General features: G+C 71.4%; 22 protein-coding genes. 13 read left to right on the top strand and 9 right to left on the bottom strand.

Annotation, left to right across the window (positions count from 1 at the left end; all coding sequences use genetic code 11):
• Positions 1-67 precede the first annotated feature (67 nt).
• Both CV755_RS01620 and CV755_RS01625 read left to right on the top strand, forming a co-directional pair.
• Positions 68-940, top strand: a complete 873-nt coding sequence (locus CV755_RS01620) for a sterol desaturase family protein (protein WP_109278299.1) — start codon at positions 68-70, stop codon at positions 938-940.
• The gene (locus CV755_RS01625) at positions 937-1,635 is read left to right on the top strand and encodes a lysoplasmalogenase (protein WP_109278300.1); all 699 of its coding nucleotides are present in this window, start codon (positions 937-939) and stop codon (positions 1,633-1,635) included. The genes CV755_RS01620 and CV755_RS01625 overlap by 4 nt, the downstream gene beginning before the upstream one ends.
• Here CV755_RS01625 and CV755_RS01630 read toward each other — a convergent pair.
• Positions 1,596-3,110, bottom strand: a complete 1,515-nt coding sequence (locus CV755_RS01630) for a S8 family peptidase (protein WP_109278301.1) — start codon at positions 3,108-3,110, stop codon at positions 1,596-1,598. The two genes, CV755_RS01625 and CV755_RS01630, sit on opposite strands and share 40 nt — an antisense overlap.
• 589 nt (positions 3,111-3,699) lie before the next feature.
• On the opposite strand from CV755_RS01630, the gene CV755_RS01640 reads away from it, so the two are divergent.
• The 3 genes from CV755_RS01640 to moaA all read left to right on the top strand — a co-directional run bounded on the left by CV755_RS01640 (position 3,700) and on the right by moaA (position 6,722).
• Complete coding sequence (locus CV755_RS01640; RefSeq protein ID WP_109278349.1) at positions 3,700-4,017, top strand: DUF485 domain-containing protein; 318 nt, start codon at positions 3,700-3,702, stop codon at positions 4,015-4,017.
• Positions 4,014-5,627, top strand: a complete 1,614-nt coding sequence (locus CV755_RS01645; protein WP_109278302.1) for a solute symporter family protein — start codon at positions 4,014-4,016, stop codon at positions 5,625-5,627. The genes CV755_RS01640 and CV755_RS01645 overlap by 4 nt, the downstream gene beginning before the upstream one ends.
• A gap of 105 nt (positions 5,628-5,732) precedes the next feature.
• Entirely contained in the window at positions 5,733-6,722 is a 990-nt protein-coding gene (gene moaA, locus CV755_RS01650; RefSeq protein WP_109278303.1) for a GTP 3',8-cyclase MoaA, read from the top strand.
• Here the strand turns inward: moaA and CV755_RS01655 are convergent.
• Both CV755_RS01655 and CV755_RS01660 read right to left on the bottom strand, forming a co-directional pair.
• Complete coding sequence (locus CV755_RS01655) at positions 6,719-6,961, bottom strand: hypothetical protein (protein ID WP_109278304.1); 243 nt, start codon at positions 6,959-6,961, stop codon at positions 6,719-6,721. The two genes, moaA and CV755_RS01655, sit on opposite strands and share 4 nt — an antisense overlap.
• Before the next feature lie 202 nt (positions 6,962-7,163).
• Positions 7,164-7,526 (bottom strand): DUF3099 domain-containing protein, encoded by a 363-nt coding sequence (locus CV755_RS01660; RefSeq protein ID WP_109278350.1) that lies wholly within the window; start codon positions 7,524-7,526, stop codon positions 7,164-7,166.
• A 197-nt stretch (positions 7,527-7,723) separates the two neighbouring features.
• On the opposite strand from CV755_RS01660, the gene CV755_RS01665 reads away from it, so the two are divergent.
• Positions 7,724-8,005, top strand: a complete 282-nt coding sequence (locus CV755_RS01665) for a GlsB/YeaQ/YmgE family stress response membrane protein (RefSeq protein WP_109278305.1) — start codon at positions 7,724-7,726, stop codon at positions 8,003-8,005.
• 89 nt (positions 8,006-8,094) lie between these two features.
• Here CV755_RS01665 and tyrS read toward each other — a convergent pair whose 3' ends face one another.
• The 3 genes from tyrS to CV755_RS01680 form a co-directional block, all read right to left on the bottom strand.
• Positions 8,095-9,513 (bottom strand): tyrosine--tRNA ligase, encoded by a 1,419-nt coding sequence (tyrS, locus tag CV755_RS01670; RefSeq protein ID WP_109278306.1) that lies wholly within the window; start codon positions 9,511-9,513, stop codon positions 8,095-8,097.
• Between the two features lie 105 nt (positions 9,514-9,618).
• Positions 9,619-11,019 (bottom strand): metallopeptidase TldD-related protein, encoded by a 1,401-nt coding sequence (locus CV755_RS01675; protein ID WP_109278307.1) that lies wholly within the window; start codon positions 11,017-11,019, stop codon positions 9,619-9,621.
• Entirely contained in the window at positions 11,016-12,539 is a 1,524-nt protein-coding gene (locus tag CV755_RS01680) for a TldD/PmbA family protein (protein WP_109278351.1), read from the bottom strand. The genes CV755_RS01675 and CV755_RS01680 overlap by 4 nt, the downstream gene beginning before the upstream one ends.
• Positions 12,540-12,722: 183 nt before the next feature.
• On the opposite strand from CV755_RS01680, the gene fabG reads away from it, so the two are divergent.
• The 3 genes from fabG to CV755_RS01695 all read left to right on the top strand — a co-directional run bounded on the left by fabG (position 12,723) and on the right by CV755_RS01695 (position 14,747).
• Positions 12,723-13,427 (top strand): 3-oxoacyl-[acyl-carrier-protein] reductase, encoded by a 705-nt coding sequence (gene fabG, locus CV755_RS01685; RefSeq protein ID WP_109278308.1) that lies wholly within the window; start codon positions 12,723-12,725, stop codon positions 13,425-13,427.
• A 5-nt stretch (positions 13,428-13,432) separates the two neighbouring features.
• On the top strand, positions 13,433-14,194 hold the full coding sequence (gene fabI / locus CV755_RS01690; protein ID WP_109278309.1) for an enoyl-ACP reductase FabI: 762 nt from the start codon (positions 13,433-13,435) through the stop codon (positions 14,192-14,194).
• 220 nt (positions 14,195-14,414) lie between these two features.
• The gene (locus tag CV755_RS01695) at positions 14,415-14,747 is read left to right on the top strand and encodes a hypothetical protein (protein ID WP_109278310.1); all 333 of its coding nucleotides are present in this window, start codon (positions 14,415-14,417) and stop codon (positions 14,745-14,747) included.
• Between the two features lie 17 nt (positions 14,748-14,764).
• On the opposite strand, the gene CV755_RS01700 is transcribed toward CV755_RS01695, so the two are convergent.
• On the bottom strand, positions 14,765-15,451 hold the full coding sequence (locus tag CV755_RS01700) for a FadR/GntR family transcriptional regulator (protein ID WP_109278311.1): 687 nt from the start codon (positions 15,449-15,451) through the stop codon (positions 14,765-14,767).
• Between the two features lie 37 nt (positions 15,452-15,488).
• Here CV755_RS01700 and CV755_RS01705 point away from each other — a divergent pair, with 37 nt between their 5' ends.
• The 4 genes from CV755_RS01705 (at position 15,489) to CV755_RS01715 (ending at position 17,943) form a co-directional block, all read left to right on the top strand.
• Positions 15,489-16,796, top strand: coding sequence for an MFS transporter (locus tag CV755_RS01705; protein ID WP_241560902.1), 1,308 nt, complete (start codon positions 15,489-15,491; stop codon positions 16,794-16,796).
• A 48-nt stretch (positions 16,797-16,844) separates the two neighbouring features.
• Positions 16,845-16,961: an SGM_5486 family transporter-associated protein gene (locus CV755_RS36595; RefSeq protein WP_161968570.1), complete on the top strand. Its 117-nt coding sequence runs from the start codon at positions 16,845-16,847 to the stop codon at positions 16,959-16,961.
• Positions 16,962-17,143: 182 nt separating this feature from the next.
• Positions 17,144-17,350, top strand: a complete 207-nt coding sequence (locus CV755_RS01710) for a hypothetical protein (RefSeq protein ID WP_109278313.1) — start codon at positions 17,144-17,146, stop codon at positions 17,348-17,350.
• 74 nt (positions 17,351-17,424) lie between these two features.
• Positions 17,425-17,943: a SixA phosphatase family protein gene (locus tag CV755_RS01715; protein ID WP_109278314.1), complete on the top strand. Its 519-nt coding sequence runs from the start codon at positions 17,425-17,427 to the stop codon at positions 17,941-17,943.
• Positions 17,944-17,976: 33 nt separating this feature from the next.
• Here CV755_RS01715 and serB read toward each other — a convergent pair whose 3' ends face one another.
• Complete coding sequence (serB, locus tag CV755_RS01720) at positions 17,977-19,209, bottom strand: phosphoserine phosphatase SerB (RefSeq protein ID WP_109278315.1); 1,233 nt, start codon at positions 19,207-19,209, stop codon at positions 17,977-17,979.
• A gap of 219 nt (positions 19,210-19,428) precedes the next feature.
• Positions 19,429-21,783 (bottom strand): streptophobe family protein, encoded by a 2,355-nt coding sequence (locus tag CV755_RS36875; protein WP_193553326.1) that lies wholly within the window; start codon positions 21,781-21,783, stop codon positions 19,429-19,431.
• Between the last annotated feature and the right edge of the window lie 163 nt (positions 21,784-21,946).

The raw sequence follows: 21,946 nt of genomic DNA on the forward strand, positions 1-21,946 counted from the left end.
AAGAATTGGGTACCCATGGGTAACACCCCCTAGCGACAAGCCAGTCGGCAAGCTTATGGTGCGGAACATGCCGCACCTGCCCGATGTCGTGTTGTGGTCCGTGCCCGCCTTTGTCCTGCTCACCGCCCTGGAAGTGGTGAGTTACCGGCTGCATCCCGATGAGGAGGCCGAGGGGTACGAGGCCAAGGACGCGGCCACCAGTGTCGGTATGGGGCTGGGGAGTCTGGCCTTTGACGCGCTGTGGAAGGTGCCGATCGTCGCCATCTATACGGCGGTCTATGAACTGACGCCGCTACGGGTGCCCATCCTCTGGTGGACGCTGCCGCTGATGCTGCTGGTGCAGGACTTCTTCTACTACTGGTCGCACCGGGGACACCATGTCATCCGGATTCTGTGGGCCTGCCATGTGGTGCACCACTCCAGCCGGAAGTTCAACTTCACCACCGCGCTGCGGCAGCCCTGGACCACCTGGACGGTGTGGCCGTTCTATGTGCCGATGGTGGCGGCGGGGGTGCACCCGGCGGCGGTGGCGTTCTGTTCCTCGGTGAATCTGGTCTATCAGTTCTGGGTGCATACGGAGCGGGTGCGGAAGCTGCCGCGGCCGTTTGAGTTTGTGCTCAATACGCCCTCGCACCACCGGGTGCACCATGCCTCGCAGGGTGGTTATCTGGACCGCAACTTCGGGGGGATTCTCATTATCTGGGACCGGATGTTCGGGTCCTTTGTGGCGGAGGGCGAGCGGCCGGTGTTCGGGCTGACCAAGAACATCGACACCTTCAACCCGCTGCGGGTGGCCACCCATGAGTATGTGGCCATCGCCAGGGACCTACGGGCGGCCAGGAGTTGGGGTGAGCGGCTGGGGCGGGTCTTCAGGGGGCCCGGGTGGCAGCCGCGTACGGCGCGTCCGTCCGGGGAACGGCTGCCGGAGCGGGTCGGATGAGGGGCGTACGGGGCCGGCTGGCGGCCTTCGCGGCGGCGGGCGGGGTGCATCTGGGTGCGCTGCTCACCCGGCGGCGCGGGGTGGAACGGGCCACCAAACCGGTGCTGATGCCGCTGCTGGCGGAGTATGTCCTGGTGCGCGGCGGGCCCCGACTGCTGGCGCTGGCCCTGCTGTTGGGGGCCGTGGGGGACGTTCTGCTGCAGTGTGAGGGGGAGGCGGCGTTCCTGGCGGGGATGGGGGCGTTCGCGGCCGGGCATGGGTGCTATCTGGCGCTGTTCGCACGGCAGCCGAAGAAGAATGCGTGCCGGCTGGCGGTGCCCTACGGAGCGGTGTGGGCGCTGAGTGTGGCGGCCCTCTGGCCGGGGCTGCCGTCACAACTGCGGCTGCCCGTCGCGTTGTACAGCCTGTTGCTGACCGCGATGGCGGCGGGTGCCGCCGGGGCGGGGCCGCGGGCGGCGGCCGGGGGTGCGCTGTTTCTGCTGTCGGACGGGCTGATCGCCGGTGGGCTGGCGGGATGGCCGCAGGCGCGGGTTCCGCAGTTCTGGGTGATGGTGACGTATCTGGCGGCTCAGTTGCTGCTGGTGGAAGGGCTGTTGGCCCGGCCGGAGGGCAACGGGGCCGGGCGCGTGCCCGGCCCCGTCCCCGGGGAGGCGGGTCAGTCCTGGACGGCGGCCAGGGCGTCCACGATGCCATAGCCGAAGTGGCTGTTGATGTTCTTGGTGCCGGTGCAGGTGGCATCGGCGGGCGCCACCGGGCAACCGGGGTTCTTGGCCTGGGCCTTGAGGATCCAGGTCAGCTCCTGCGGGCTCGCCTTGGGGTGGGTGCTCTTCAGCAGCGCCAGCACACCGGCCACATGCGGGCTGGCCATCGAGGTGCCCTGCAGCCAGCCCCAGTCGCCGCCGGGCAGGGTGGAGAGGATGCGGCCGTCCTTGGCGGGGGCGTCCGGGATCTGGAGGTTGTCACCGCCGGGGGCTGCCACGGCGATCTGCCCGCGGCCGTAGTTGGAGTAGTAGGACTTCAGCGACTTGACGCCGGTGGCGGAGACGGTGACCACCCCGGGCAGCTGGGCCGGGACGTCCAGGCACCGCGAAGGATCGATCTTCCGCGGCAGGGGCTTGGTGTCATTGGGGCTGGAGTTGTCGGGGAGCTCCTTGGCCGCCAGGTCGAAGTTGGAGTTGCCGGCCGCGGCCACATTGACCACGCCCTTGCGCTGGGCATAGGCGGAGGCACGGCCGATGGCGTCGGCTATCGCCTTCTGGTCGGGGTCGTCGGCGCAGTTGAACATCCAGGGATCGACGTAATAGCTGTTGTTGGTGACCGCTATGTGGTGCTCGGCGGCGAAGACAAAGGCGCAGACCACGCTCTCGGCGTAGAAGAAGCTGCCCGCGCTGTTGCTGCTGACCTTGATGGCGGAGACCTTGACGCCCGGGGCGACCCCGGCCACACCGGTGCCATTGCGGGCGGCGGCTATGGTGCCCGCGACATGGGTGCCGTGGTAGTCGCGGGACGGGTCGAAGGGCCGCCAGGCACCGGGGCGGGTGTCGGCCTTGCCGGAGACACAACTGGCCGACTGGGAGGGGGAGAAGTTGGGGGCCAGGTCCGGGTGGGTGTCGTCCACGCCGGTGTCGATCACGCCCACGGTCACCTTGCGGCTGCCCGGGTTGATCCTGGCGGCCTGGTCGGCCTTGATGGCCCGCAGGTCCCACTGCAGGCTCTCCAGCGGCTCGCTGCCCCGGCTCCCGGCCCTGGCGGCGGCCAGCGCGGTGGACTTGGACAGCTTGAGCTTCTCCGGCTTGCCGATGTCATCGGTGGCCGCCGAGGTGATCGGCGCGGTACGGGTGGCGCCCGCCGACTGCACACCCGGTACCGCGCGCAGCGACTGGGCGAAGGCGGGGTTCCTGGAGTGGACGACCAGCACGCCTATCCGGTCGTAAGCGGCCACCAGGGAGCCCTTGTTGGCGTTCACCGCCTGCTTCGCCCGGGCGAGTCCGGCATGGTCGGTGCCGGTGTTGACCACATAGGAGAGCAGTGGGCCGTCCGTCCTGACCTGCTGCTTCGCCGGGGCCGCCGCGGCGGCGGCGCCGGGCAGCAGGCCCAGCGAGGCGGTGAGGGCCAGACCGACGGGCACGGCGAGCAGCGCCTGCCGGCGTCTGGAGTGCGAGTGAGCCATGGGTACTCCACATCGTCCGTAGCGTGCCGCCCGGACACCGGCCGTGCCCGGACGGGTACATGACGAGTGAAGCTAGCGCCGATCATGCCCATTGGGCAATGAATTCCCCAAGAAAGGCTGTGCGGCGGTTAATTGTAACGTTGCGTCAGGTGCCGCGCAGGGTGTCGATGCTCAGGGGCGGGAGCGGCACTCTCGGTCCGTACCAGCGGCAGGCGGAGGGCGGGGTCACGGGGCGTCCGGTGGCCGCGGCGGCTATGGGGCCCGTCAACCTGACGATGCCGAACGGACGTCGGCCGGGGGACTGTGGCTCAGGCGGCGGCTCGGTGCTCACACCCAGGTCAACGAGGCTGTGGGCGGGCGGTATTGCCTCGCCTGGCCCACGCTGCGACATTCCCCGGCCGCCCCTCTGTCGCATACTGCGGTGTCGCCCTACGATGCGTGATCCGCGTCACATCATCGGCTCGCGCTCGCCGCCCACCGACCAGGAGAGGCCGTGGACCCAGAAGAGGCCGTGGACAGGAACAGCCCCCCGGAGACCGCCCCCGGGCAGACCACCCCCGAGCAGACGGCCGAGGCCGTCCGCCCCAGCATCCCGGCCCAGCCGGACCGTTTCACCGAGGTGCAGACCGGTGCCGAGTTCGCCCAACTCCGGCGCGCCCACCGGAGCTTCGCCTTCCCGGTCACCGCGGCCTTTATCGCCTGGTACCTGCTCTATGTGCTGCTGTCCAACTACGCGGGCGGTTTTATGAGCACCGAGCTGGTGGGCAACATCAATGTCGCGCTGGTCCTCGGCCTGGCCCAGTTCCTCACCACCTTCCTGATCGCCTGGTGGTACGCCCGGCATGCCGCCACCCAAATCGACCCCAGGGCCGAGGCGATCCGGGCCCGGATGGAGGCGGGGGAATGAACCTCGCGGCGAGCGGCGGGGCGGGCGAGCACCGCACCCTGATCATCACGCTGTTCTCGGTCTTTGTGGCCATCACCCTGGGCATCACCGTCTGGGCCGGCCGGCAGACCAAGGACGCCACCGACTTCTACGCCGGCGGACGTTCCTTCAGTGGCTTCCAGAACGGCCTGGCCATCTCCGGCGACTATATGTCCGCCGCGTCCTTCCTGGGCATCGCGGGCGCCATCGCGCTCTATGGCTACGACGGCTTCCTCTACTCCATCGGCTTCCTGGTCGCCTGGCTGGTGGCACTGCTGCTGGTGGCCGAACCGCTGCGCAACTCCGGGCGGTTCACCATGGCGGACGTCCTGGCCCACCGGCTGAGGCAGCGGCCGGTGCGCACCGCGGCCGGGGTCTCCACCATTGTGGTGTCGATCTTCTATCTGCTGGCCCAGATGGTGGGCGCGGGCGCCCTGGTGGCGCTGCTGCTGGGCGCCAGCGGGGAGGGCGCCCGGCGCTGGATCATTGTGCTGGTCGGGCTGGTGATGGTGCTCTATGTGACCATCGGCGGGATGAAGGGCACCACTTGGGTGCAGATCGTCAAGGCGGTGCTGCTGATCGCGGGCACCCTGCTGATCACCGTCCTGGTGCTCAACAAGTTCGACTGGAACCTCTCCACCCTGCTGGGACACGCGGCCGACAAGAGCGGCAAGGGCAAGGCATTCCTCCAACCCGGCCTGCAATACGGCAAGAACGGCACCTCCAAGCTCAACTTTGTCTCGCTGGGCCTGGCTTTGGTGCTGGGCACCGCCGGACTGCCGCATGTGCTGATCCGCTTCTACACGGTGCCCACCGCCAAGGCCGCGCGCACCTCGGTGAACTGGGCCATCGGCATCATCGGCGCCTTCTATCTGATGACCATCGCGCTGGGCTTCGGCGCCGCCGCGCTGGTCGGCTCCAAGGCCATCACCGCCTCCAATGAGTCCGGCAACACCGCGGCCCCGCTGCTGGCCGAGGCGGTCGGCGGCGGGGCGGGCTCCACCGGCGGGGCGATCCTGCTGGCGGTGATCTCGGCGGTGGCCTTCGCCACCATCCTGGCCGTGGTCGCCGGCCTCACCCTGGCCTCCTCCGCCTCCTTCGCCCATGACCTCTGGGCCAATGTGCTGCGCAAGGGCCGCACCGGTGAGAAGGAGGAGATCCTCACCGCCAAGATCGCTGCCATCGCCATCGGCGGCATCTCCATCGCGCTGGGCATCTTCGCCCACAAGCTGAACGCGGCCGCCCTGGTCGCCCTGGCCTTCGCGGTGGCCGCCTCGGCCAATCTGCCCACCCTCCTCTACAGCCTGTTCTGGAAGCGCTTCACCACCCGGGGCGCGCTGTGGTCCATCTATGGCGGGCTGGTGTCCTCGGTGGCCCTGGTGATCTTCTCTCCGGTGGTCTCCGGCGACCCCAAGGCGCTCTTCCCCGGCATGAAGTTCGACTTCTTCCCGCTGGGCAACCCGGGCCTGGTCTCCATCCCGCTGGGCTTCCTGCTGGGCTGGCTGGGCTCGCTGGCCGACCGCGCGGCCGTGGAGCCCGGGAAGTACGCCGAACTGGAGGTGCGCTCGCTCACCGGATACGGCGCGCACTGAAGCCACCCACGAACGATGCCCCTGGCACCTCGGAGAGCCGCGGTGTCAGGGGCATCGCGTACCCTGCGGAACTGTTGAACGTTCCACGCCGGGGAGGCCGTTGCCGTGCTGATCGACACCTACGGGCGGGTGGCCACCGACCTCAGGGTCTCCCTCACCGACCGCTGCAATCTGCGCTGCACCTACTGCATGCCGGAGGAGGGCCTGGCCTGGCTGGCCAAGCCGGAGCTGCTCACCGATGACGAGATCGTCCGCCTGGTGCGGATCGCGGTCACCTCGCTGGGCATCACCGAGGTGCGTTTCACCGGCGGTGAGCCGCTGCTGCGGCCCGGGCTGGTGTCGCTGGTGGAGCGGTGCGCGGCGCTCGAACCCAGGCCCCGGCTGTCGCTGACCACCAATGGCATCGGGCTGGCCCGGACCGCACCGGCCCTGAAGGCGGCCGGCCTGGACCGGGTCAATGTCTCCCTGGACACCCTGCGGCCCGAGGTCTTCACCGCCCTCACCCGCCGCAAGCGCCACCAGGATGTACTGGACGGACTGGCGGCGGCCCGGGAGGCCGGGCTCACCCCGGTGAAGGTCAACTCCGTGCTGATGCCGGGCCACAACCAGGACGAGGCCCCCGAACTGCTGGCCTGGGCCCTGGCCGAGGGCTATGAGCTGCGGTTTATCGAGCAGATGCCGCTGGACGCCCAGCATGGCTGGAAGCGCGAGGGCATGATCACGGCGGGGGAGATCCTGGCGAGTCTGCGCACCCGCTTCACCCTCACCGAGGAGGGGACCGGGCAGCGCGGCTCCGCGCCCGCCGAGCGCTGGCTGGTGGACGGCGGCCCCGCCCGGGTGGGCGTCATAGGCTCCGTCACCCGGCCGTTCTGCGCCGCCTGCGACCGGACCCGGCTGACCGCCGACGGCCAGGTCCGTAACTGTCTGTTCGCCAACGAGGAGACGGACCTGCGCGGCGCGCTGCGCTCCGGAGCCACGGACGAGGAGCTGGCGGAGCTGTGGCGGGCGGCGATGTGGGGCAAGCGGGCCGGGTCGGGCCTGGACGACCCCCGCTTTCTGCAGCCGCGGCGGCCGATGTCGGCGATCGGCGGCTAGCCCTCCGAGGGGTGGGTGCGTTCCCACTCCTCCAGGGTCACCACGTCCTTCAAAAAGCCGCGCAGCGCAAGGAAGTTGGACAGATGCTCGCGGTGCTCCTCGCAGGCGAGCCAGGTCTTGCGGCGTTCGGGGGTGTGCAGCTTGGGGTTGTTCCAGGCCAGCACCCACACCGCCGCCGCACGGCAGCCCTTGGCGGAGCAGATCACGCTGGATTCGGGGGCGGAATCAGGGGAGTTCACCCTGGAACTCTAGCGATTCGGAAGAAGACACGACGACGCCGGGCAGCCACGGGGGGAGCCGCCCGGCGTCGGTCATTCGCTCCGACGGGGGATGCGGAGCGCCTACGAAGTATGTCACGGAGAGCCCCGCGAAGGGCACCGAAAGACATGATTGATTTGAGGTTTTCTTGAGCTTGTCGGATCACCGCTCACAGCCGAAGCATCAAGCACGCTCGGGCTGTTGGTCCTCCGGCTGGTGCTCATCCGCGGCCTCGGGCGTTTCGGACGGCCCGGGGGTGAGCACCGGCCTGGTGGCGGCCGGGGTGAAGGTCCCGGGGAGTGAAGGGGCGTTCTCCCGGCCCGCGTTGGCGATCACCACCGCGACATAGGGCAGCAGCGCGCCCAACACCAGCGTTCCCAGGGCCACATACCGTTCAACGTTCCACAGCACCACGGTGAGAATCACCGAGATGGTCCGGATACCCATGGAGATCACATACCGGCGCTGACGCCCGCGCACGTCCTCCTGGAGGCCGCGCCTGGCGCCGGTGATCCGGTAGACCTCCGCACCACCGTGCCTCAGCATCACATCCACCGTCCGATTCCTCGCCGACGCCCCACGCACCGGTACCTACTCAACGTTACGCCGCCGCCTGCCGCCCGACGAGAGTGGGGCAGCGGCTGACGTGCGCGGACGGCGCACGGGCGGGTTCGGCGTGCGCCGTGGCGGCGGCGGCCCGACACTGACGGAAGAACCCGACCCCTGCGCTACCGGGAGGCGGCATGAGCTGGGTGTGGGCCATCATCGTCGGCCTGGTGCTGGGCCTGATCGCCAAGGTGATCATCCCCGGCAAGCAGGCGATCCCGCTCTGGCTGACCATGCTCTGCGGCCTGGCCGGGGCCCTGCTGGGCAACTGGGGGGCCGAGGTGCTGGGCGTCCGCCACACCCATGGCGTGGACTGGATCCGCCATCTGCTGCAGCTGGCCGGGGCGGTGATCGTAGTCGCGCTGGCCAACCGGCTGTGGACCGGAGTGCGCGACCGGCGGGGAGAACGGGTGAGGTAGTACGGGCCGGTGCGCCCCACCGGCCCGTACCCTCCTTGCGCCGGTACCGCCTCGTGTGCCCGTACCGCCGCGTAAGCCCGTACCGCCCCTTACAGGCCCTGGATCTCGGCGATCCGGCGGCCGGCCTTGAGGTAGACGCTGCCGCCCTGGGCATCGGCACCGGTCTTGGCCAGTGCCTCACCGACCACCTCGGCCAGCGGGCGGATGGCCTCCGCCTCGGCCAGCACCACCGACTGCTGGCCCGCGCCGGTCTCGATCACCAGCCGCAGACCGTTCTGCTTGGCCACCCGGCGGGCGGCCGAGGCGCTGGGCTGGAAGCCCAGGACCTTGCTGAGCACCGCCGTCACCGGCTCGGCGCCATGCTCGGCGGCGTCCACCACCGGCAGCGCCTCCACATCGGCGAAGCTCTTCTTCGAGAACTGGGCCACAAACCCGGCCCGGGCGGCCATGGCCGCGTCCACGCCGTAGAGCGCCGCCACCACCTCACCGGCCAGCACCTTCTTGAGGTCCATCGGGTGCAGGGACTTGTCCGCCACCCGCCGCAGGACCAGCGAGATCTCCTCGTCGGTCCACTCGGTCCAGGCCTTGAGGTAGGGCTCCATCAGCCGGTCCGGCACCGACATGATCTTGCCGAAGACATCGTCGGCGGGCGCGGTCAGACCCACATAGTTGCCCTTGGACTTGGACATCTTGGCGCCGGTGCCGTCGGTGCCCTCGATCAGCGGCATGGTGACCACCAGCTGCGGCTGCTGTCCGCGCAGCTCCATCAGCTTGCGGCCCATCTGCAGATTGAGCAGCTGGTCGGCGCCGCCCAGCTCCACATCGCAGTCCAGCGCCACCGAGTCCAGGCCCTGGGCGATGGGGTAGAGCAGCTCGGACATGGTCAGCCCGGAACCGGCCGCCAGACGGTTGCGGAAATCCTCGCGCTGCAGCAGCTGGGACACCGGCACCTGGGTGAGCAGGCCCAGCAGCTCGGGGAAGGTGTACGGCGCCAGCCACTCGCTGTTCTGCCGGAAGCCCACCTTCTCGAAGTCGAAGAAGGGGCGCACCTGCTCGCGGTAGCCGGCCAGATTGGCGGCGATGTCGTCATCGGTCAGCGGCGGGCGCTCGGCGGTACGGCCGGTGGGGTCGCCGATCTTGGCGGTGAAGTCACCGATGATCAGCGTCACCCGGTGGCCCATCCGCTGGAAGCGGCTGAGGACGATCATCGGCACCGTGTGGCCCAGGTGGACATCGGCCGCCGTGGGGTCGATGCCCAGCTTGATGTGCAGACTGCCGCCCGCCGCCCGGCGCTCCTCGATCCGCTCGGCCAGCTTCTCCTCGCCCGGCAGCACCTCCACCGCCCGGCCGGTGATCAGCGCGGCCTGCTCCTTCGCCGACAGGTCCGACAGGTCCAGATAGCGCCGTGCCTTGGTCTCGGTGAGCAGCCGCTGCACGGTGGCATCGGCGGAGAGGTCCTGTGCGAGGAGTTCGCTGGCGCGGGCGACGGATTCGCCGAGGCGTGTCATGGCGTTCCTGACGGAAGAGAAGGGGACGGCTTGGACGTCCGCCAGTGTATTCGGCCCGGTTCCAGGCCCCGCCGAACGGCCCGGCCGTCCCCCTTCCCGGAACGCTCAGACGCCCTTGCTGACCGAGCTCATATGGAAGTCCGGGATGCGCAGCATGGGCATGGCCGCCCGGTTGAAGTACTTGCCGCAGTCCCGGGGCACGGTGCGCTCGGTGCGCCCGGCCTCGGTGGCCCGGGCCAGCAGGCTCACCGGGGACTCGTTGAAGCGGAAGTTATTGACCTCGCCGGCCACCCGGCCGTCGCGCACCAGCAGGACGCCGTCCCTGGTCAGGCCGGTGACCAGCAGGGTGGCCGGGTCCACCTCGCGGATGTACCAGAGCGAGGTGAGCAGCAGCACGGGGTGGTCATGCCCGCTGGCGGCGATCATCTCCGCGGTGGAGGCGGTGCCGCCCGCGTCCAGGATCAGGTTGTCGGTGTAGGGGGTGAGCGGCAGACCGGTGGCCTCGGCGGTGTACCGGCTGGTGAGCAGGTGTTCCAGCACCCCCTCACGGATCCAGTCGGTGGCCGTCAGCGGCAGGCCGCTGTCGAAGACCGAGCGGCCCTCCTCGGAGGCGTGGGTGAGGAGGAAGGGGGCGCATTGAAGGCCGGGGGCGCCGGGGTCGCTGCGCAGGGTCAGCGGCAGTTCGCAGAGCTTCTCGCCGACCCGGGTGCCGCCGCCGGGGCGGGAGAAGACGCTGCGGCCCTCGGCGGCGTCCCGGGCCGAGGCCCGCCACTGCTGGTAGACCATCAGATCCGCCACGGCGGTCGGGGGCAGCAGGGTCTCGTACCGCCCGGCGGGCAGCTCCATCCGGTCGGTGGACCAGGACAGCCGCTCGGCCAGTTCGGCCTCCAGGGCGAGCGGGTCGGCGTCGGTGAAGTCGGCGGTGGCCCGGGAGAGCCAGGAGGAGCCGCCGGCCGGTGTCTTGGCGTTGAGCTCCACATGGCCGGTGGGCTGGTCATGGCGCAGCCGCAGCCCGGTGGAGGTGGCCAGATAGCTGGTGACCAGCTGGTGCTGGGCGAAGCCGTAGAGCTGCCGCCCGGCCGAGCGGGCGCGGGCGAAGGACTCGCCCAGGGCCGGGGCGAAGGCGTCGAAGACGGCCGCGGAGGTCTCGGCGGGCGGCTCGGCGAACTCCGGGGCGGCCGGTATGCCGGTGACCAGCGGCCGGGCGTCCTCGGCCGGACCGGCTGCCCGGGCCGCGGCTTCGGCGCCATGCACCAGCTCGGCCAGGTCCCCGGTGGTCACCGCGGTGCGGGAGACCACCCCGGAGGCGGTGCCGGTGGCGCCGCGAACGGTGGCGATGACGGTGACGGTGCGGTCGCGGGTGAGGCCGTTGGTGGTCAGGGCGTTGCCCGCCCAGCGGAGATTGGCGGTGGAGCGCTCGTCGGTGATCACCACACAGCCGTCCGCCCGGGACAGCTCCAGCGCCCGCTCGGTGATCTCCTGAGGGCTTTCCTGACGGGTGCTCACTTCCCGGCCTCCTCTGCGGTGTTGAGGACGTTGACCTGCTCGAAGAGGGCGGAGGGGCAGCCATGGGAGACCGCCGCCAGCTGGCCGGGCTGGGCCTTGCCACAGTTGAAGGAGCCGCCCAGGAGATGGGTCTGCGGTCCACCCACCGCCGTCATCGAGCCCCAGAAGTCTGTGGTGGTCGCCTGGTAGGCGACGTCCCGCAGCTGCCCGGCCAGCCGCCCGCCGCGGATGCGGTAGGCGCGCTGCTGGGTGAACTGGAAGTTGTAGCGCTGCATATCGATCGACCAGGAGCGGTTGCCGACCAGATAGAGCCCGTCGCTCACCGAGGAGATCAGCTCCTCGGTGGACGGCCCGTCCGGCGCCGGCCGCAGCGAGACATTGGCCATCCGCTGGATGGGCATATGGGCGGGGGAGTCGGCGTAGGAGCAGCCGTTGGAGCGGGTCAGGCCGTGCCGCCGGGCGATCCGGCGGTCCAGCTGGTAGCCGGTGAGGATGCCGCCGGAGACCAGGTCCCAGGACTGGGCGGCCACCCCCTCGTCGTCATAGCCGATGGTGGCCAGGCCGTGCTCGGTGGTGCGGTCGCCGGTCACATTCATCAGTTCGGACCCGTACTTCAGGGTGCCCAGCCGGTCGGGGGTGGCGAAGGAGGTGCCGGCGTAGGAGGACTCATAGCCCAGCGCCCGGTCCAGTTCGGTGGCGTGCCCGATGGACTCATGGATGGTCAGCCAGAGGTTGGAGGGGTCGATGACCAGGTCGTAGCGGCCCGGGCGGACGCTGGGGGCGCGCAGCTTGGCGGCCAGCAGTTCGGGGAGCTCGGCCAGTTCGGCGTCCCAGTCCCAGCCGGTGCCGGTGAGGTACTCCCAGCCGCGGCCGGTGGGCGGGGCCAGGGTGCGCATGGAGTCGAAGCGACCGGTGACCGGGTCCACGGCCACCGCGGTGAGCTGCGGATTCAGCCGGATGCGCTGCTGGGTGGTGACGGTGCCCGCGGTGTCCGCGTAGAACTTGTTCTCCCGCACGGTGACCAGTGAGGCGTCCACATGGGAGACCTCCCTGGCCGCCAGCAGCCGCTCGCTCCACTGGGCCAGCAGACCGGTCTTCTCCTCCGCCGGAACGGTGAAGGGGTCGGTCAGATAGGACGAGACCCAGGTGCGGTCGGGGTGGACGGGCTCCTCCGCCAGCTCCACCCGCTCCCCGGCCCCCGAGGCCGCGGTGACCTTGGCCGCCAGCCTGGCCATCGCCACCGCCTGGGCGGCGACCCGGGCGGCGGCATCCATGGTGAGCACCCCGCCGGCGGCGAAACCCCAGGAGCCGCCGTGCACCACCCGGACCGCGTAGCCCAGGTCGGTGGTGTCGGTGGAGCCGGAGGGACGGGCGTCGCGCAGCCGCCAGGAGGCGGTACGTACCCGCTCGAGGCGGAAGTCGGCGTGCTCGGCGCCCAGGGCACGGGCCCGGGCCAGCGCGGCATCGGCCAGCGGGCGCAGCGGCAGGCCGAGGAACGACGGATCTATGGAACGGTGCAAAGGGACCTCCCAGTGGTCGTCGCCGTGCATCATGCCCATCCGCCGGGCCGGGAGAAGCCGATTCTGTAGAGATCCAACAGTGAGCGTGCGCCGCCGCTGTCGTGCCCCGGATGTCTCGGAGGTGACCACTACCGATAGTTTCAGGTAGTCCAGCCGCAGAGACAGACAAGGAAGGGTGATCCCTTGAGCCGCTCGGTTCTCGTCACCGGAGGAAACCGGGGCATCGGCCTCGCCATCGCCCGAGCCTTCGCCGAGGCGGGCGACAAGGTCGCCATCACCTACCGGTCGGGGGAGCCGCCCGAGGGCTTCTTGGCCGTCAAGTGCGACATCACCGACCCCGAGCAGGTCGAGCAGGCCTTCAAGGAGGTCGAGGAGAAGCAGGGCGCCGTCCAGGTGCTGGTGGCCAACGCCGGGGTCACCCGTGACCAGCTGCTGCTGCGGATGTCCGAAGAGGACTTCACCTCGGTACTGGACACCAACCTCACCGGCACCTTCCGCGTGGTCAAGCGCGCCTCCAAGGCGATGCTGCGCGCCCGCAAGGGCCGGGTGGTGCTGATCTCCTCCGTGGTGGGTCTGCTGGGCAGCGCGGGCCAGGCCAACTACGCGGCCTCCAAGGCCGGTCTGGTCGGTTTCGCCCGCTCGCTCGCCCGTGAGCTGGGCTCCCGCAACATCACCGTCAATGTGGTCGCCCCCGGCTTTGTGGACACCGATATGACGCGAGTGCTCAGCGACGAGCAGCGCGCCAACATCGTGGCCGGTGTCCCGCTGGGCCGCTACGCGCAGCCCGAGGAGATTGCCGCCTCGGTCCGCTTCCTCGCCTCCGAAGAGGCCGCATACATCACCGGAGCCGTCATTCCCGTAGACGGCGGATTGGGCATGGGTCACTGAACGTCATGAGTGGAATCCTCGCCGGCAAGCGCATCCTGGTCACCGGCGTCCTCACCGAGGCGTCGATCGCCTTCCAGGCCGCCAAGGTGGCCCAGAACGAGGGCGCCGAGGTCATCCTGACCGGCTTCGGCCGGCTCTCCCTGGTGGAGCGCATCGCCAAGCGGCTGCCCAAGCCGGCCCCCGTGATCGAGCTGGACGTCACCAACCAGGAGCACCTGGACGGGCTCGCGGACAAGGTGCGCGAGCATGTGGACGGCATCGACGGCATCGTGCACTCCATCGCCTTCGGGCCGCAGGGCGCCTTCAACTTCCTGGAGGCGACCTGGGAGGACGTCTCCACGGCGGTGCATGTCTCGGCGTACTCCTACAAGTCGCTGACGATGGCGCTGCTGCCGCTGATGTCCGAGGGGTCGTCGGTGGTGGGCCTGACCTTCGACGCGCAGATCGCCTGGCCCAAGTACGACTGGATGGGCGTGGCCAAGGCGGCCCTGGAGTCCACCAACCGCTACCTGGCGCGTGACCTGGGCCCCAAGGGCATCCGCTGCAACCTGGTCTCCGCCGGTCCCATCAAGTCGATGGCCGCCAAGTCCATCCCCGGCTTCGAGGAGCTGGCGGATGTCTGGAACCACCGGGCGCCGATCGGCTGGGACCTGGCGGACCCGGAGCCGGCCGGGCGCGGTGTGGTCGGCCTGCTGTCCGACTTCTTCCCGCGGACGACGGGCGAGATTGTGCATGTCGATGGTGGCGTGCACATGATGGGCGCGTAGCGCTTGCGCTTGGCGCTTTTGCGCCGAGGGGCTGCGGGGCTGTGCCCTGCGGCCCCTTTTGCTTGCGGTGGGCTGCTGGGCCGTTGGTGGCGGACAGTCGCCAACGGCGAAGAACCACCCACCGGAGAGTCCAACCGATTGGACAACGGTCACGGGCGGCGCGTGGGTGGGCGGGAGCCCGCCGCAGGCGGAAACGGCGCTGCACCCGCACACTGGTGCCGTGGTGATACCGGCCGCGCTGCCCTTCCGGCGGGCAGCCACCCTGCTCCTGAGCGCCGCACTGGCAACGCCCGGCGCCCCGGCCGCGGCCGCCCCGCCCAAGCCGCTGGAAGCCGAATGCCATGTCCGGATCCATGGCTCGCACGCCACCGCCGACTGCTACAACGGCAACGCCCAGCCCGACCGCGTCCAGCTGCATCTGCGGTGCGTCCACTGGTGGGACCCGGCCATGGACACCGCCCCGGTCACCGTGGGCCCGGCCGCCCGCGCGCACCTCGCCCAGCGCTGCTGGTTCCGAATACGCGAGGCCCGGGTGAGCCACGCCCCCGGCTGACCTGCGCCCCCGCCGGCTCAGGCGTCCGCCCCGCCGGCCGCGGGATGGCAGACAAAGGGATGCGAGGCCGCCTCCAGGCCCGCCGCACCCGCGTCACCCGCCCTGATCGCCGCCACCAGCCGGGCATGATCCGTGAGCCCTTCCGGACGCAGCTCGGTACCGATGCCCTCGCGCAGAAAGCCGCGCACCACGGTGCCCAGATCCGCGTAGACGGCGGCCAGCACCTCGTTGTGGGCGGCGGTCACCACCGCGGCGTGGAAGGCCGCGTCCGCGTCGATGAAACGGTCCGCCTCCCCCGAGCGCCAGGCGCGTTCCCGCCGCTCAAGCAGCGTCTCCAACCGGTCCAGGTCCGCCTCGGTGCGGCGGTGTGCCGCCAGGGCCGCCGCCTTGGTCTCCAGCGCGCTGCGCAGCTCGGCCACCTCCTGAGGATCGGCCTGGGCGAAGCGGCGGTTCATCACCCCGGCCAGCTCGCTGGTGGCCACCACAAAGGTGCCGGCGCCCTGCCGGATGTCCAGCAGGCCGTTGTGCGCCAGGGCCCGGACCGCCTCGCGGACGGTGTTACGGGCCACTCCCAGCTGTTCGACCAGCTCGGGCTCGGTGGGGATGCGGGAGCCGACCGGCCACTCACCGGAGGTGATCTGGTTCCGCAGCTGGTCGATCACCTGGCCGGCCAGCGGGGCGCGGCGGGGGGAACTCAAAGGCATGGCACTCCATTCATCCCATGATTATATGATCCGGCTCATGGTGCGCAGGGAAGACGAGTATGTGACCGGCCCCCGGGCCCTCCAGTCCGTCCCGCCAACTCCCTTGCGGGACGGGCGAGTCGGTGCCTGGTCGCGGCGGACACTGCCGACGGTGTGCCTGGTTCTCGCCGCCTTCAACCTCCGCCCCGCGGTCACCAGCCTGGGCGCGTTGCTCAAGGAGGCGCGGGAGGGCCTGGGCATGGGCGGCACCCTCGCCGGACTGCTCACCTCCATGCCCGCCCTCTGCTTCGCCCTGCTGGGTCTGGCCGCGCCCCGGCTGGCCCGCCGCTGGGGACCGGCCACGGTGGTCTGCGCCGGTCTGACGGCCATCGCCGCCGGCCTGGCGCTGCGCCCGCTGATGCCGGGGATACCCGGGTTCCTGCTGCTGAGCGTCCTGGCCCTGGCCGGGATAGCGCTGGGCAATGTGCTGATGCCGGTGGTGGTCAAGCGCTGGTTCCCCGACCGGGTGGGCCCGATGACCGGCCTGTACTCCATGGCCGTGGCGGCCGGCGCGGGCGTCGCCTCGGCGGTGACCGTGCCGCTGACCGGCGCCCTCGGCGGCGGCTGGCGCCTGGGGCTCGGCGCCTGGGCGGTGGTCGCCCTGGCCGCCGCACTGCCCTGGGCGGTGGTCGCCCGGCGGGGGGCCGAGCGCCCCGGGCCCGCTCCCGCGCGGCACTCCACGGCGCACGATCCCATGGCGCCCGCCCCTGCGCCGGACGCACCCGCCACCCCCATCACCCGCAGCCCCGTCGCCTGGGCGCTGGCGGTCTTCTTCGGGCTGCAGGCCAGTGGCGCCTATGTGGTGATGGGCTGGATGCCGCAGATCTTCCGGGACGGCGGCGTCCCCGCCTCCACCGCCGGAGTGCTGGCCGCGCTCACCATGACGGTGGGCGTTCCGCTCTCCCTGGTGCTGCCGCGGATCGCGGTACGGATGCGGCACCAGGGTCCTCTGGCGGTGGCCCTGGCCGCCTTCGGGCTGGCCGGGTACGCCGGGCTGTGGCTGGCGCCGGCCGCCGGGGCCTGGGCCTGGGCGCTGCTGCTGGGCGTGGCCAACAGCTCCTTCCCGCTGGCGCTGACCATGATCGGGATGCGGGCCCGCACCGGGGCCGGGGTGGCGAGGCTGTCCGCCTTCGCGCAGAGCGTCGGTTACCTCCTGTCCATCCCCGGACCGCTGCTGGTGGGCGGCCTCTACCAGCGCACCGGCGGCTGGGGAGCGCCGATCGCGCTGCTGGCCGCCCTGATGGTGCCTCAGGCGGTGGCCGGGATGCTGGCCGGCCGGGACCGGGCGGTGGAGGACGGGCCGTGACGGGGGACCTGCGCACCGGGCCGGGGCGCGGGATGGGACACTGATGCCATGCCCGTCCTTGAACCGAATCCGCAGAACGGCCAGAAGACCCTGCTCACCATCCTCGGTGTGATGCTGGGAATCACCGCCGTGATCGCGGTCATCGCCTCGCTCGCCGCCCGCTGAACCCGCCCTCTTCGAGTGCCGGGGTGGGGCTGGCCCCCCATCCCCTAGGGGGCCCACCTCAGGGGTAAGTAGGTGGCTTACCGGATATGAGCGGCGGCCCGGTCTCCGTAAGTTCTTGAGTGCACCCCGCACGGCGGCGGTGCCGGTCACCCGGACCACAGGACCGCACGGAGGAGATTCCCATGCCCGCCGGCACGCACAAGCGCACCCCCGGCACCCAGACCAGGCTGCCGTGGTGGGCCCTGGCGCTGCCCACCGTCGCCTTTGTGGCGCTGTTCACCCTGCTGGCCGGTCCCGCTTCGGCAGGCACCCCCTCGGCCCAGGGCGGCGGTTCGCTCGGCCGCGTGGTGGAACTGGTCCAGCACTCCCTCGGTCACCGGATACCGTGAGCGGTACCACCCGGGAAGGGCAAGCCTGTCAACACCCCGCGCCCCGCCGTGGGTTTCATGCGAAGCTGGACGGCATGAGCGCCGAAACGACCCGCAGGTTGGTCCTTCTCCGCCACGCCAAGGCCGAATGGTCCGATGGCGACGATCATGAGCGTCCGCTGGCCGAGCGCGGCCGCAAGGACGCCCCGGCCGCCGGCCGCTGGATCGCCGGCACCGGCATCAATCCGGACCTCGCCCTCTGCTCGACCGCCGTCCGCACCCGGGAGACCTGGAAGCTGGCCGTCCATGAACTGCCGCAGCGGCCGCGCACGGTGTACGAGGAGAGGGTGTACGAAGCCTCCCTCGGCGAGCTGATCGCCGTGATCAACGAGGTGCCGGAGGAAGTGAACGACCTGCTGCTCATCGGTCACAACCCGGGCATGCACGGGCTGGCCGACGCCCTGGCCGGGGAGGCCGAGGGAGATCTGCTGGCGAGGCTGAACCGCTCGGGTTTCCCCACCGCCGCGGTGGCGGTGCTCGCCTTCACCGGATCCTGGAAGGCCGTGGAGCTCGGGGCGGGCAAGCTGGTCAACTTCTGGACGCCGCACGAGTAGCCCCGGCGGGCAGCGCCCTGCCGTGCCGCCGGCTCACTCGTGGGTCTTGGCCGCCTCGACCTCTTCGCGGGTGACGCCCAGGAGATAGAGCACCGTGTCCAGGAAGGGGAAGTTCACGGCGGTGTGCGCGGCCTGGCGCACCACCGGCTTGGCGTTGAACGCCACGCCCAGACCGGCCGCGTTGAGCATGTCCAGGTCGTTGGCGCCATCGCCGATCGCCACCGTCTGGGCGAGCGGTACGCCTGCCTCCGCCGCGAACCGGCGCAGCAGGCGGGCCTTGCCCGCCCGGTCCACTATCTCCCCGGTGACCCGGCCGGTGAGCTTGCCGTCCACGACCTCCAGGGTGTTGGCCGAGGCGAAGTCCAGCCCCAGCCGTTCCCGCAGATCATCGGTGACCTGGGTGAACCCGCCGGAAACCACGCCCACTTGGAAGCCGAGCCGCTTAAGGGTGCGGATCAGGGTGCGGGCACCGGGCGTCAGCCGCACCTCGGAGCGCACCTTGTCCACCACGGACTCGTCAAGCCCGGCCAGCAGGGCGACCCGCTGGTGCAGGGACTGCTCGAAGTCCAGCTCACCGCGCATGGCACGGGCGGTCACCTCGGCGACCTCGGCCTCACAGCCGGCATGCGCCGCGAACAGTTCGATGACCTCGTCCTGGATCAGGGTGGAGTCCACATCCATCACCACCAGGCGCTGCGCCCTGCGCTGCAGCCCGGCCGCCACCACGGCGACATCCACGCCGAGTCTGGCGGCCTCTATGGCCAGCGCGGTGCGCAGCTCCTCGGTTCCGGCGCCGGAGACCGCGAACTCCACGGCGGTCACCGGGTACTTGGCGAGGCGGAAGATACGGTCGATATTGCCGCCGGTGCCGGTGATCCGGGCCGCGATGGCGGCGGTGGACTCGGCGGTGAGCGGGTGCCCCAGCACGGTGACATGCGAACGTCCCATGCCGCGGGGGCGGTTGTCACCCAGACCGGAGATGATCTCGGTCTGCAGCCGCATTGATTCGGCCCAACTGTGCACGGTGGCACGGAGTTCGCCCTCCGCGGTGGCGCCGCCGGCGGGTGCGGAGACCAGGGCGCACAGGGTGATCCGGCCCCGGGTGACGATCTGCTCGATGTCGATCACATTGACGCCATAGGCGGCCAGGGTGTCGAAGAGTCCGGCGGTGATGCCGGGCCGGTCCTTCCCGAAGATCTTCACAAGAAGGGTGGGGTCGTCGTCACGGGCGACGGCGGTGGCAGGTGGGGTCTGCGGTGCGCTCATGGTTCTTCTACCGTATCCGGTGCCCACGGGGCGCCCGCAGGGGGAGCGGACGGAAAGCGCACTGTTCACCGAACGTCAACCACCGGGGCGGCCCGCGTCCGGACCCGGGTCACCCGGACCGGCCCCCTCCCCGCCGTCCTCCCGCGGGGACGACCGACGGGGCCTCGGACCGGGGTCCTCCCCGTCGCCCCGGCGTGGGAGGTCTGCGCTCGGTGCGGGTTAGGGCGGCGGTTCGTCCCCGGTTCGCTCCGGCCGGTGCTCGGGCGGCGGCCCGAGGCGCGGGGTGCTTGGGCGGTGGCGGTCTCCGCTCTGTCCGGGTTCGGACGGTGGCCCGTCCCCGGTGTGTCCCGGCCGGCGGTCGGGCGGCGGCCCGAAGCGGGGGGTGCCGCTTGGTGCGGGCTGGGTTGGCGGCTCGTCCCCGGCTTGCCGCGGCCAGTAGTCGGACGGCGGCCCGAAGCCGGGAGGTGGGCCGCCCGGCCCGGGCTCGGGTCGGCTGCCGTACCGGCCTGGTGGGCCATCGCCCGACCCGCGGCTGGCGGGGCCGTATCCGGGCGCTGGGCCGCCGGCTGGTTCCGGGCCGTATTCGGGCGGCGGAGCGGCACTTGGCTGGTGCCGGGGTGGTGGGTTGTGTTCGGCCCGCCCCGGTCCTGGTTGGGGCGGCGGCCCGTATCCGGCGTAACGCGGTCCGTGCCGGGGTTGCGGTTTGTATCCGACGTTCCCAGGCCCTTGCCCGGGCGGTGCGCCGTATCCGGCCTCACGCGGCTGGTGTCGGAGCGGCGGACCGTATCCGGCCTGGCCTGGTTGCTGTCCGGGTGGCGGTCCGTACGCGGCTCCGCGCGGCCCCTGCTGGGATGGCGGTCCGTACGCGGCTCCGTGCGGCCCCTGCTGGGATGGCGGTCCGTACCCGGCCCCGTCCGGCCCATGCCCGGCTTCGCCGGGGCCGTAGTCGGGCGGCGGGCCGAAGCCCTGGGGCGGGCCCTGGCCGTAGCCGGCCGCGCCCGCCTCCGGTGCGTAGCCCGGTGCGGTGGGGCCCGGCCCGTACCCTCCTGTGGGCGGCTGCGGCCGGTGGCCCGGTGCCGACGGGGCCTGCTGGGTCCCCGATGGGGGCGAGCTGTGCCGGTAGCCGGCGGCGGTCGGCCCGTTCGCCTGTCCAGGGGCAGGCCCGTACCCCTGCCCGTACGGCGACGCGTACCCGTCGGTGCCCGCTTCCATGGATGCGGCCGCCAGAGGGGCCGCGCGGCGGCCCGTGGTGCTGGTGGCGGTGGTCAGGAGGGCGCCGAGGAAGCCGGCGGCCAGGCCCCAGAGGGCGCCCAGGGCCAGGGCGGCGGGGAGGCTGCCCTGAAGGTCCAGGCCGGCGCCGACCGCGTCCACGCCCAGGACGGACAGGCCGGCGTCGGCCTTGAGGCGGGTGGCCAGCACCAGCAGGGGCAGGGCCAGAGCGGTGGTGGCGCCCAGCGAGAGGGCGCAGCGGCCGGCGAAGGCGGTGACGCTCCGCCCGCCGCGCGGGGTGCGGGCCGCGGTGAGGACCCCGGCCAGCAGGATCAGCAGCACACAGGCCACGGTCAGCAGCCAGATTCGCGGTTCCAGCTGGGCGAGGCGGCTCACGGTGACCGATGCACCGGCCCGGGCGGCCAGCAGCCGGTCGAGCGGGTCGGGCAGGAAGCGCAGCAGCGAGCCGCTGGCCGTGCCATGCCAGGGCACCAGGAGGCCCAGCGGCACCCCCAGCCATACCCCGTTGGGCGCCCCGAGCAGGGTGGCGCCCGCCACCCGGCCGGGGTGGTCGTCATGGGAGAGGGCCACGGCGGCCGCCGCCCAGCCGGCCCCGACGGCCAGCACCAGCACCGCGCACAGGGCCGAAACGGCCGGCCGTACGTCCCGGTGCAGCCTTCCCCAGCCGGGCGGCAGCGGGGCCCGGCGGGCGGCCAGCACCGTGATCAGCAGTACCGCGAGCACCCAGACCGCGCCGCCGAGAAGCGAGGGCCCGGTCCGTACCGCGAAGCCCACGGACGCCTTGCTGCGGGCCAGGCCGCCGAGCCCGTCCGCCAGGCCGCCGCCGATGTCGCCCAGGCCGGGGATGTTCAGCACCGGCCCGCCGCCGTCGCCCTGGCCCAGCCCCAGCCGCTTGCCGTCGAAGGTGATGGTGGAGGAACCGGCCCAGCACAGGCCGCCCAGCAACAGCAGGAAGAGCGCCGCCAACGCCCCGGCGCGCAGGGCGAGTTCGGTGAGGCGTACCGAGGGGCCGGCGGTGCGCAGGGAGCGGGCGAACAGCCACCCCAGCAGCAGTGCCCCTACCAGGCTCACTCCCAATGGCGCGATATCGATGCTGGTATGCGCCCCCGCGCCCTGGAGACCGAAGGCCTCCACCGATCCGGAAGGGCTGACCGAGCCGCCCGTCGCCAGCACCACCAGCGCGGCGGTCATCGGCCCCAGCGAGCCCGCCGCGTCCGCGCCCAGCAAGTGCAGACCCAGCGCGGCCACTCCGGCCATGGCGAGAAAGGCCCAGCTCACCGCGGAGATGGCGGACAACAGTACATCGAGGCCGCGTACCGCGCGGCGGTCTGTGGCGATGGTCATGACGGCCCCCCGTCCGTACCAGTTGCCCTGATCCGCGCAACTCGTGCGCATTGATGGGCCGTTACCACTGTCCGGGGGAGTGTTCCGCTCCGTCAACAGCGCCTGTTACCGGGACGTGTCAATGCCCGACTTTCAGATGGGCGACTGTGCCTGAAATAGTTCC

The sequence above is a fragment of the Streptomyces orinoci genome, from assembly GCF_003121295.1.
GTDB lineage: Bacteria > Actinomycetota > Actinomycetes > Streptomycetales > Streptomycetaceae > Streptomyces > Streptomyces orinoci.